The sequence below is a fragment of the Bacteroides zhangwenhongii genome, assembly GCF_009193325.2.
Classification (GTDB): Bacteria; Bacteroidota; Bacteroidia; order Bacteroidales; family Bacteroidaceae; genus Bacteroides; species Bacteroides zhangwenhongii.
This window is the reverse complement of the sequence record NZ_CP059856.1, coordinates 659,995-672,309: the sequence shown is the minus strand read 5'-3', so window position 1 is coordinate 672,309 and position 12,315 is coordinate 659,995. Positions and strand designations below refer to the sequence as shown.

Sequence of the window (12,315 nt, the reverse complement as noted above, 5' to 3'; positions counted from 1 at the left end):
TGTTAGATTTCCAGACGCGAGCCGACATTCGCATTCGTATTCGAAGCATCGTTATTCGCATTCGCATTCGACACACCGCCATTCGCATTCGCATTGTTGTACCCGCGATAGACCACACGGACTATTGGGGAACTCTACCGCTTGCAAAGTTACTGATTTAACAGGCAAAACAGATAAACGAATTACACTATCATCCAAAATAAAACGGATATACTGCCACCCGCGACGGTGAGCCCCCAATCAATCCAGTCCCAAGGACTTCCCCGAAGAGTATCTTTCAGTTCCAGACAGGAAGCTGCAATGGCCGCAGCATAAAAGGCCGTCCAAGGAGTAAATCCCAATAGACCTACCATCAAACCACCGATAAGATGCTTGTAACGGTTACTCATTTTTAAAAATGCGATAATCTTTTTCATATACCTCAAAATTCTATTTTTTCGACCGGCTTCGCCGGTATTTGAATACCTTTTAAATGGAATTCGGAAACCATCCGAATCCCGTTCTTTCGTTTTAGTCGCTTCGCTCCACGCTTTGGCGCTTTGCGCTTACGCCACCTCGCGTATCGCCTTGTACGCTGCCACGCTTTGCGCCCGGACGATTTTGCCGCGGAAGGCCAGACGCGAGCCGACATCGCACCGTATCGAAGCATCGTATTCGCATCGCATCGACACACCGCCACCGCATCGCATAGTACCCGCGATAGACCACACGGACCGTAGCGGTGCTTATCCAGTACATGTCGGTATAGTAAGTAGAAGATGATCCGTTCAGATTACCTACCGGAATCATGTCCATATACTTGCCGTGCGCCACGCCTGTAATCCACTGACCGCTGTCCTTCTTGCCCTGTACCATACGGATACTGCCGTCAGGCATCCAGATGCGCCATTTGCCCACGTTACCGCTGTCGTTCGGCAGATCCACGCCGTCCATCATGTCATACTTGTTGCCGTAGATGTCCTCATAGCCCAGGCAGCAGATATTGTTCACCTGCACCACAGTCGCCTGTCCGTATTCGTCCCGACTCTTATACCAGGCATACTGGTGCACCAGGCCGTCAATCAGCGAATTCGTGATTTTGTTGTTAATGACATACGCTTCATCGTAGCCGATGGTGTCTGTCATCCCGTGTTCGGCCGTTCCGCCTGTTGTGCGGTTATTGTTATGCTGACCGGCACCGCATTGTTCCTGCATATCCCTGCGCCCGTACTTTGCATAGCTCAGGTTCGCGATGCGGCTGTGCATCAGCGCATCTATCTGCTGCATACCCCGCTGCTGGCTGTAGTAGTGGAAGTCCGTCCAGGTCATACTTGCCGTGGTCGAAGCTCCGGTGATGCAGGCACGCAGTTTACTGCCCACCACCGAACTGCCCACAACGGCACACAGATGCTCCTCATTGGCCACCCAATCCGGTTCCATGTCCTCTATCTTGTCGCTGTGGCTCAGTACCACGCAGTCAAACTCTGCCGTGTTCAGAATGGAGAAATGCAGGGCTGTAGCACGTTCCGGAACGTCTGCTATCAGATACATGCCGGCTTCAAATTTCAAGCCGATGGTCGGCACCACAATACTCTTCAGGATGTTTCCCTCCGCATCAGCAAACACACTGCCGATAAGCCCTGTTCCTGGAACGCTCGGGAAGCGGACACGTCTGTAACCCGACACGTCCACTTTGCACACGGAATAAGCCTTGTCCGTCGTATAGGATTCCATCAGCGTGGGCTTGCCGCTCATGATCTTGCGTTCACCCAGCCAGCCGCCCTGTGTCTCCTTGATGGCATCCAGTGTCAGTACCGTCGCCTCAGGCACCGGGGGCATTTCGTCCTCCGGATAACTGCTGTAGCAGGCGTACTTCTTGTTGTTCAAATAATCGTTGATGCCTTTGCTCCAGTAAAACGGCTCATACATCATCCAGTCTCCCTCGCTGCCGTCCAGCTTCGCCACCGTACAGTCGTTCATATCCTCCGCATCGGCATAGAAGTTCGAGCTTTCGTCATGCAGGGGGAAATAGGTCATCTCCCCGTCCGGGTTGTTCACTTCCACCTGCTGCCCGGCTATCTCCACCTTCCGGCTCGTGGGCATCTTCGTCACCTTGGCCAATACGCGGTGGCGCTTGGACAGGATGGCATTCACATGCCCGCTCATTTTGTACGTATTGCCGAATTTGTACCCCGTCTTGTTGTCCAGGTTCGAAACATTGGCATCGTCGGCCACGCTGTCGTCAAACTCGATCATCGTATAGGGCGGCTGCTTGATGGTCAGTTCCGGATAACGGGCGGCATACTTCTCCAGTTCCTCATCGGCCAGATACTTCGTCAGGGTCAGCTTGCCCCTCAGTCCCGAATGCCGGTCATCCACGGCACCCGTCTGTGTATACGTTCCGTAGTCGTAATACTTCTTCAGCAGGGTTCCGTCGTCTTCCCGGTCTATCTCCAGCACGAAGCGCTCCAGCTTGCCGCTGCCGTTCAGTCTGGCCTGGTGCAGGCGTTCCAGCATAGCGAACCCGTCGATGCCGGGGCAGTTGGTGTAGCGGTAGCCCCGCACATTATTGATCCCTTCCAGTATCAGGCCACTATCGGACAGCTTGGTCAGATATTCCAGGAACAGTTCCTCAATCGTGTCCGGCAGGCATAACTGCACAACGGGCGCACCGGTGGCCAGTTTCACACGGGTCAGCCCCGTACCCCTCACGTCCAGTTTCTTCAGGCGGCCCTGCCAGCTCAAGTCCAAAGTGGCCACATTCCCGTTGTCCCCGTTCCGGGCCAGCCGGTTGTTCCGCATGTTCACTTCTTCCAGAAGCAGCATACCATTGGTCGAAGCCATGAACGAGCCGTTCCGGTAACCGCTGGCTTTCTCCACGCTCATGTCGAGTTTTACCAGTGAGGTCAGCAGACCGAAGTTGAAGCCGATTGCGAACGCATCCTCGTGCCATACCAGCTCCTTGATTTTGGCTGCACCGATAATCTTCAGCGGGTCGTTCTCACCGAAGGCACGGGTCAGCTGCAGGGAATGGAGCACGTCCGCATCCACCACGCCGCTGTCGGCCTGCACGCCGTTGCTGGTGGAGAGCTGCACACGGTACGGGATGGTCAGCCGGTACTGCATCGGTTTCAGTTTATAAGCCTTGTCCAGCGATGCCGTACTCTGGTAGAACTGGGCACCCAGCGTGGATACATAGCCGTACTCCACCTGCTTCAGGTCATACCGGCGTTGGATGAAGTAGTTCCGGTGTGCTTTCAACGAACCCTTCAGACCGTAGATTTGCGGATAGGTCTGTTTGGCACCGTCAGCACCCACCGGCATTTCGTTCAGGAACGGGTAGATGTATTTGAAGATGCCGGACTTGTTATAGAGGCGCGAGCACCACTTCTTCATCTGTTCGGTATCGAAATGGTCAATGGCTTTCTGGATACTGAAGGCACTCATGAAGCTTGCGCCCCCGTTCCATCCGCTCACCATAATCTCCACAATCATGTCCCAGCAATTGGCCACGATGAGGTTCCACAGCCACGAGTTATGACCCTGCATCACATAAGCCCCGTCGCGCTTCGTCTGGCGGTTGTCGTCATACTTCCCGGTCAGGAACGACTTGTTGTCAGAACCGAGCTGGCAGTCGCCGTCATAATAGTCAATCGACCATTTCACACCGTCCCATGTGCGGATAAGCATGTTCTTCGCAAGCTGGTCCACGCCGAGGTTGAACTGCACGTACAGATAGTAGGCAATCAGGTGGGGAAGGTCGAAATACTTCCCGGCCTCTTTCCTGAACGTATCGCTCTGCCACTTGGCGGTAGGGAACTTGTCGCCGTCGTCCTCATAGTCCACCCCCTCGAACGAATGGGATTCCGTGCTGTAAACCATGTTCCTGCCCGCAGGCGTTTCCTTTACGCACCGGTAGACGAAACTCATCATGCGGTCGGTGGCCTTGTACATCTTGTCGTACTTGTCACCGGTACCGAGGTGGTCTTTCAGGTTCGGTTCTTCCTCCGCGTCACCGCCTCCGTCCGACCAGAAGGTATCTTTCGGATGATTAAATTCCAGTCCTCCGTCAAAGTTGTAGTCCATGAAATCCTTATGCTCCGGTTCGGTACTCGGCAACCAGTGGAACAGGCACAGCGGATTGGAGTTGTTCAGCGTCTCGAAGCAGACGGGCAGGTACTGCTTGTGTCCTTCCTCGTCGGCTTCCAGGTAGTTCAGCGTGTCGCCCTCGCCCCATTTCTCGCCGCCGATGGTCTCATCCTGCCCGAAGATGGGGTAGCTGTCGCTCTTCTCGTTGTTCATGTTGTACTGGCCGTAATAGGTCAGGTCTTCGTCGGCACTCTTCGCTACGAACAGGTCGCACGGCAGGCCGTCGATGGCCGAACGGTAATCATCCTCCAGCCCATGGTCTTTGGCGTAACGCTGGGCAGGCGTAAGCAGCCCCATCTCTTTCAGTCCGTCATTGATAAGCTTCGCACCTCCGGTATTGGTGGTCATGGACGAGTCCGAGAAGTCGCATTTGGAACATGCCAGCTTCGCGCCTACCGAGTTCCTGCGTAACTTGAAGAGATTTTTTTTGCCGGTAGTTACCACCGGATTCTTCTGCCTGCCGTTTCCGTCAATCTCCCCGTAGCTCAATGTAACCGTCCAGCCGCTTGCCGTCTTCTGGAAGTAGAAACGGAAGTTCTTTCTGGCATAGTTCACGGAAGAAGTACCCTGAATACGGACATATACGTTGGTAAGGATAAAGTCAAGCGTCCTGTCCTCTCCGTTATAGAAACGGACCTCCCTTACCAGTTTATTGGCCTTCTTGTCGTTCAGCTGGGCCAGTGCATCCACCACGTTCAGCGTGTCGCTCTCGCTCGGAACCTCACTGCCCACGCTGCCCGTGCCTATCAGTACCAGGATCGAGTTCCGGCGCTTCTTCATCAGCCCCATCAGCTTCTCCATGCTCACCGTATCTCCTTCATTCAGCACGCGGTTGTCCTCATCCAGTGAGCGCACGCCCGGTTCCCCGTCGGCATCCTCCAGGTGGTTGCGGTCCACGATGTAGTTGTTCAGCACCTCGTCCGAGGTCAGCGCCTTGTTATAGATACGCACGCTCTTCACGTTCAAGTCGGCACCTGCCGACTTAAATTCCAACTGGCTCTGAATGTCAAAATTCACCTTGTCGAGCCACTTGGAAGCAGCCGACTCTTCACCGTTCACATAGAAACCGATCAGCGTGCGCTGTTCGTTGGTCTGCACGTTCGGATAGAACACGTAGGTAATGCGGATATTCGTACCCGGCTGGAACTTGGTACCCACCGAGTCTTCATAGCGCAGCACCTGTCCGGCATCCATCGCCTCGGTCACCACACCGGTCAGGAACTTGGCCTCTTCCGGAGTCACAATCAGCCCGTACCGGTTGCCGTTGTCCAGCTGCCCCAGGCAGGTGATCAGCTCGGCATCCGTATCCGTCACGTTGGCCGTGCTGTATTCTATCTCCAGCGTCATGCCCACGTCACGGATGGCAAATCCCTCGGGCTTGTCCGCCTCGTTGAAGGGGCGGTAACCGCCGTCAGCGGTCAGGGTCATACCTGCACCACCGGCCAGCAGCAGGCGGTCCTTGTGCCAGCCGCTACCGGCACCATATTCGTTCACGCTCCACAGCACGTCCCGGAACTCCATACGCTTGTCACCGCTCACCCAGCTTGCCGGGTTGTTTTCCGTGTTGCTTCGCCCGAAGGCGTCAAACGTACACACGGCATCCGGTGCCAGCGTGGCTTCAATGTCCGGGTGCGATGTGGTGTTCACCTGCACCTCAAGCACGGCATCGCCGCATGACACACGGTAGTCCAACGGTTCCACGTTCACGTTCGTCCGTCCGTAGCTGCCGGTCTCACCGCGTTGCAGCAGGTCTTCCTTCACCACGCTGCCCCGGTCGGTCACTTTCACACGGGCCGTATACGCATCGCGGTCATAGCCGGCATACGTGAAGTTCCATGCCGTGAACTGCTCTGCCTCCAGCACCGGGTGTTTCCAGTCACGCTGGAACCCCGCTGCCCGGTGGCTGAACATCAGGCCGGCATACGCTGTCACACCTCCGCCTGCCTTCAGCAGCGTAATGTAATGCACCCGGCTCACCACACCGGAGTTCTCATGCTGCGCGTAGGCTTCCACCACGTTCGTACCCTCCTGCATCTGTGTCAGGGGGATGGTCACGTTCTTCTGCTGCACACCGCTGCCGGCCGAAAGACCGAGGGTAAAGGCCTGTCCGCCGTTCACGCGGTAGTAGATGTTCTTCTCACCGCTCGTGCCCTTGGCAGTAAAGGGGATGTTCACGTCATTTTTATATCCCCCGTCGGCCAGCCCGTTGCCCGCCGAGTAGGTGGTCTCCAGCTCCATGGCCACCATGGTCACCTTGGCCGTGGCCGTCTTCATCAGCGTGCCGTCCTGGTAAGTTGCCTGCGCTTCCACCTGTACGGTATAGGCAGTGGCATCCTTCAGGTAGGGCGAAGCGTCAAAGGTATAGCTCTGTCCGGCTGTAACACCCACAAACTCCGCATCCCGGAACTCACTGATGACGGTCGAACCGCGTTTCACGATCACGCGGGCTTTCAGGTCGCTGTAGCCGTCCACCGTACCGCCACCGGCAGTGCCCACACCTACGGAGTATTTCACCACAAAGCCGCTGCCCAGTGCCAGATACTGCGAGGCGGGAAGTCCCGCACCGCCGCTGTCCGTCAGGTCGATGTTCACCACCACCTTGTCATCGTCCGTGTACTTGGAAAAGCGCACTTCCTTCGAGCTCTCGCCGCCCTGGTTGTCCTTCTGCTTGACGGTCATCACGTACTGGGTGCCGTCCTCGCTGTCCTGCACATCCACGTCCGTCACCGTACCCACCATCGCATCGAACACCGTTCCGGATGTAGGAGGTTTCGTCTCGCCGCTCACCAGTTCCTCGGTAGGGGTACGGTTTGACAGTTCCTTCTTCAGGAACGCTTCGATGTCATCGCCTGCATAGGCATGATAGGTGCCGTCCGGCTGTTTCTGATTCCATGGTGTTTCAAGATTCATCGGATGTTCAGTCGCGTTGATGATTCCGCTTATTTTCCTTTTTGCCATAATACTGTCCTTTTATAATAATCATTCATTTATCAGTTTTACTGCTACCGTTCCATGCGTCCGATCCGTTCCACGGCTCGTCGCCTTTCCAGTATCCAAGTCCGAAACAGCTGCTTATCGCAGACCACACCAGTCTTGCCCCGGCATAGACTGCCGACAGGGCACGTTTCCCCACATACGCAGCCGTTATTTCCTTACCGCCTATGGTTATCATCGTCAATCCTCCTCATAAATCAGATACAGCGTATTCGCATCCTTGTCCTGCAGCGCCTCGTAAGCTTCCCCGCTCATCACCTCATGCCGGTAGGCCAGCAGTCTCAGGCTGCCGCCTGTTCCGGTATATACGGCATCACCCAGCAGGTAGAGCTTGTCCGGCAGGATGGCTGTCCGGTCCGCATTCATGAATATGCCGGCAGGAGGCACACCCGCCACATCCCAGTCCCCGTACAGGGTGGAGTCCATGTGGTAGGCGAACTTCCCGGCATCCGCTACATACACTACGCTGCCGCCCGGTTTGGTACTCTTGTCAGGTAAAACGTTGCCTGTTTCCATCCATGAGGAAAAGCGTGCGGTAGCCCCGCCGATGGCTGCTGCCGTAGTCTGTTCCACCTTGGCAGCGGCGTTTTCTGCCTTGGCTGCCGCTTCGTTGGCCTTGGTGGCCGCTTCCGTGGCGGCCTGGGTCTTTTCCTCCAGTCCGGCTACGGCTCCTTCCGCTTTCTTGGCGGCAGCCTCGGCACGGGCGGCGGCATCGCTCGCAGGCTTCCCTATCAGTTCCAGGGGGACGTTCACCATCTTGCCGTCCTTCTCCCCGGGCAGTGATTTCACACCGCTCAGCGAGGTGACGGTCTCCAAGTCCTCCACGCCGGTAGAACTCTGGAGTACACGGTCCAGCACTTCCTGAACCAGTTCTTCTTGTGTCATTTCTGCCATACTCATTCGTTTTTATCGGTTTCTGACCCGCCCAGGATTTCGTTCAGGGCATCTATCACATTGGGAAGACAATAGCGTTCCACCGCCATGTGTATCATCCCGGTTTCCTCATCGCTGAACTCGGTCTCGCCGGTACTCTCGAAAATCTTGAACGCAAGCCGATGGGCCTTGATGCCACTGACACGCGTATACAGCAAATCGGCTATCTGCTCACGTGCATCGAAAACCTCCCTCGTCTGACGGGTTATTCCGGTGGGAACGCTGAAATTCCTGAAATCTAACTTTTTCATATATATCTGTTTTTTAGGATGAATGATTCAATATCTGGTAACGGAATCCGTCCGCTTTTGTAATAAGTACCGTTACGGAGTCCCCGGATGCCATCTCGTAGTTTTGCAAATCTTCATTGTGGTTATAGATACCTTTTAGTATGATATTCTTTGAACCGGGTCTGACCCTGAACGTGACAATGGCTGCAAAATCGGTAGGCAAGTAACTCATGCCGAACTTGTATGTCACAGAACTTTCCGACGGCAGCGTAACCTCTACCTTACTGTAGTTGGGTTCATTGTAATACATCAAAATGATATTGTGTTGTGAGAAATCCACCGTGTAGTTTCCACTTCCGAAGGTAAGCAGCTTGGCTTTCGTATTGATAAACGCCGGGGCAAGTAATGCCGCATTGCTGCTGATACCGTAGTTCTTCGTACCGCCGGTAACATCTATAAACAATCCATAGTTCGCTTGGTCGAAGCCGTAATTCCCGTATATATTGGGGGCTGAGTTCACGATACGACCGACAGCGGTAAAAGCTCCTCCTGCAGAAGACGGTATCACATCATCACCGAACATCACATATCCTTTGCTGCCGCCGACACGGAAAAAATCATCATAAATGGCAAGACCGCCACCGCTCCCGTGAGAGTCGGCCACAGAACCGATACGGCCGTTCCCTATCTCAAAGCCGCCGATTTTCCCTTTGCTGCTGTCTATCTCTCCGGTAAACTTACCGTTGGTCGTTTCAATGCTGCCGTCTTCCAGTATCTTGAAGTTGCCGTTGGCCGTTACCAGTCCCTCCAGCTGTATATGGTCGGCTGTCAGCTTGATTTTGCTCACGGTATTTCCGTACTCGTCCTCTTCCTCCACGCTCACCCCGATAAGGGCAATCTTTCCTGTATTGTCCTGCGCATACAGACCGGAACCTTCAGGCTTTATGACAAGCCCGGTCTCTTTCAGCGCATTACCGTCCTTGTCGAAGACCGCCGCTGAAATCTTTACCAGCCGGTCGCTCTGTTCGAACAGTGTACGGTACTTATAGGCCAGTGCGTCCGCCTTGTTGGTGCTGAACACCAGCAGCGAAATGTAAATCACGCCCGTAAACGACAGCTTGAAGTCGCCAGTGCCGTTCCAAAGTCCGTCCAACGTGAACATCTTCTCACCGCCAACGGGCAGGTCCTCTTCATGGCCGAACATGTTGAAGTTCTCAAACCCGGTCTTATCAGCGTTCACAAATTCTATTTTCAACCTTCCGGCCTTGATAACCCGGTAGCTGAACGACAGATACACCACGCCGGGCACCCGTTCGCCCTGGCTGTTCGTCTGCCGGTACTCCGGTACCAGCCGGAAGTCCTCCAGTTTCTGCATGATATAGCTGTTCCGGATATAGGCATAAGGCACCTTGCCGTCGGTCCGTATCTCGGCATGGCCGTCCGGCTTCGTACCGTAAGGACCGCCGTTCGCCCAGATCCAGCGTCCGCCCAGGGTGAACAGCGTAGCCTTGCTGCCCGTCTTCCATTTGTCCATGCCGTCGGCAAAACTGCTGTTGTCCAGATAACTCTGTTCTTCGCGTATTTCCTTGCGCAAGCTTTCCACGGCTGAATGGATTTTCCCCTCGGTTATCTCAAACCGCGTCAGGATGTCCTCGCCCGTCATCAACACGAACGTACCCTTCAGCCACACGTTGTCGGCATACAGGCCGTTTCCTTTCGGCTGTTTGTCTGCCGGGAAAGCGCTGCTCCTGATGCCGTCCAGCTTACCCAGCCGGCAACGAAGGCAGCCGTTGAAGTTCTTGGCCTTCACACCGTCCAGAATGTCGATACGGGGCTGTCCGTCCTCCGTGGCCGCAATGGATATAAGGTTCTGCCGGAGCGGGGTTTCGGTGTTGCCCATCAGCACGCACTCATCGCCTGCCTCCGGCTTCACCCCGCCAAACTCGCTTACCGGGACCAGTACACCGCCGGCTATCACCGAAGCCACCTCCACCCAGTATGCTTTTAGTTTCTTACCACCCGTAACCGCACAGCGCATCAGGTCATGGGCCACAAAGCCCGATTCCTGCTCAAACACGATGCGGTAGTTGTCGCCCTGCTTCACCACGTCCTTGATCTTGCCGTTGGCAGCGGACACCACCAGCTGGCCGCACACGCTGCGCACCTTCTCGATCAGCAGTTCCAGCGCCACCAGGCTTTGCCGGGCAGTCACTTTGTCCACCGTCAGGTTTGTCAGTCCGGTCAGCTGGTCAATCCACAGCTGCCAGCCCTCACCGGTCAGCCCGTCCACAAACTCCGTGCTGCGCAGCAGTTCGCGGATCACGGCAGTCAAGTATTCGGCATTGCCCTCACCATCCACGATGCCGCAGGGCTTGCCGCCAGCAGCCTCGCCAAAGCTCACACCCTTCAGGAAGCGGATGGACTCTTTGGCTGTGTCCGGCTGGTTCTTGCTCAGGAACTCTTTCTGGCTGCGCCGGGCGGAAAACAGGTTGTTGTCCGTGGGCAGCGTCTTGTCCCAGCTTCGTATGATGTCCGGAAGGGCAGCGCCTTCCGTCTTTGATTTCGTATAGCTTTTCAGCGCACCGATGCTGTCCGTCACCTTGTCGAACTTGCCCACCTGCAGCGCATCGCTTATCTCGATGTCCATCTGCCCGGGTTCGTTCACCTTGCGGCTGATCTTGGTGATACGGCTCTGACGGTAGCCTTTTTCCGGGAAATACTTCCGGCTCTCCAGCTTCACCCGTCTGCCCACAAACAGGTCTATGCCGTGCTCCTCGATGTATACCGGGTCTGTCGGGGCTTTGTAGGCGGCAATGTCCAGCCAGTGGTCCCGGTTGTACTCGTCCACCGCAACCGCAAACTCCTCTTCGGCCAGCCGGTAATACTCATCCGGCATCCGGATATTCCACAGGATATAGGTGTCGCCTGCTCGGGGCACCAGCTTGCCGCCCGGCAGCTGGGTGTCGTCATCGTAGGGCCAGATGGTGATCAGTTCGAATTCACGTGCCGCGCTGTCGTAGTTCACCTCAAAGTAGTGGTCATCGCTTTCTCCCAGTCCGGCAAGGTCGCCCGTCTGGAACGACACACGTTTGGTTTCTCCGGCCAGCTCGTACAGGTTAGGGTCAAAGTCCAGTTCCCCGTCCCGGAAATAATAGACGGTGAATTTGTTTCCTTCATCGTCTGCCACCTCCTCGCTGCGAACCGAGCTCACCGTACCGACCCGACGGGGGAAGATGCCGCTGAAAGCATCCTGCTCGTAATGGTCATAGATGCCATATTCCTCCACGCCCTGCTCGATGTACTTCCTGCCGCCGGGAAGCATCAGACGCGGGCTGCCGTATTTCTCCGCATCGATGTTGCGGGTCGAGCCTACCGGGAACAGGCGCGTATAGAATTTGGCCGTGTTGCTCGTATCTCTTTCCAGGGAGGTCAGCCCCTTGCCATAGCCAAGGGTGATTTCTTCCCCGTGTTCGCAGCGGCACACGTTCACAGTCTGCCCCTCAACCCACCATTCCACCTTGCCGCCTGCCTTTTCCGCGATGGCTTTCAGCGCTTCGTCGCAGTACATCCCCTCGTAGTCTATCGTGATCAGCTCCGTACCTTCCACCGTACCCGTCTTCCAGTCAGTAATGTGGCCCATGCCGTTATTGATAGCCTTCACCACCATCGCCACATGCTCGCGGGGCGTGGCCGTCAGGGTAAACAGGGGGTTGGTGTCCCCGTCCGTCGTCTCCAGCACCAGGAACCGCTTGATTAGGCTCTCGATACCGTACAGCTTCAGGTTATACTCCCATTCACCATCGCTCACCTGCTTCGGCGTGTAGCGTTCTGTCAGCCAGTACCGTTCGCCCAGATAGTCCGTGTAGTCGTTCACGTCCAGGGGCAGGAAGGCATAATAGCTGAACGACAGGGAAAGCACATTGTCTCCCTGCACTTCCTTGCTTTGCGTCGAGCTGTCGTTCACGGCCACATCCGCACGCTTGGTTCCGGCTTTATCATATATCGTTATAAGCATATTCCAATAGCGTTT

General features: G+C 55.6%; 5 protein-coding genes and 1 pseudogene. All 6 read right to left on the bottom strand.

Annotated features, from left to right (window positions below):
• Positions 1-182: 182 nt before the first annotated feature.
• The 6 genes and pseudogenes from GD630_RS02630 to GD630_RS02605 all read right to left on the bottom strand — a co-directional run bounded on the left by GD630_RS02630 (position 183) and on the right by GD630_RS02605 (position 12,300).
• On the bottom strand, positions 183-416 hold the full coding sequence (locus GD630_RS02630) for a hypothetical protein (protein ID WP_007562474.1): 234 nt from the start codon (positions 414-416) through the stop codon (positions 183-185).
• Positions 417-545: 129 nt separating this feature from the next.
• Positions 546-7,086 (bottom strand): annotated as a pseudogene (locus GD630_RS02625) (hypothetical protein).
• 25 nt (positions 7,087-7,111) lie between these two features.
• Positions 7,112-7,300, bottom strand: a complete 189-nt coding sequence (locus tag GD630_RS02620) for a hypothetical protein (protein ID WP_007562482.1) — start codon at positions 7,298-7,300, stop codon at positions 7,112-7,114.
• Between the two features lie 2 nt (positions 7,301-7,302).
• Positions 7,303-8,022 carry a hypothetical protein gene (locus GD630_RS02615; RefSeq protein ID WP_007571287.1) on the bottom strand — a complete coding sequence of 240 codons (720 nt, stop codon included), beginning with the start codon at positions 8,020-8,022 and terminating at the stop codon, positions 7,303-7,305.
• Positions 8,019-8,306 (bottom strand): hypothetical protein, encoded by a 288-nt coding sequence (locus GD630_RS02610; protein WP_005798244.1) that lies wholly within the window; start codon positions 8,304-8,306, stop codon positions 8,019-8,021. The genes GD630_RS02615 and GD630_RS02610 overlap by 4 nt, the downstream gene beginning before the upstream one ends.
• A gap of 13 nt (positions 8,307-8,319) precedes the next feature.
• Complete coding sequence (locus tag GD630_RS02605) at positions 8,320-12,300, bottom strand: hypothetical protein (protein ID WP_143865089.1); 3,981 nt, start codon at positions 12,298-12,300, stop codon at positions 8,320-8,322.
• Between the last annotated feature and the right edge of the window lie 15 nt (positions 12,301-12,315).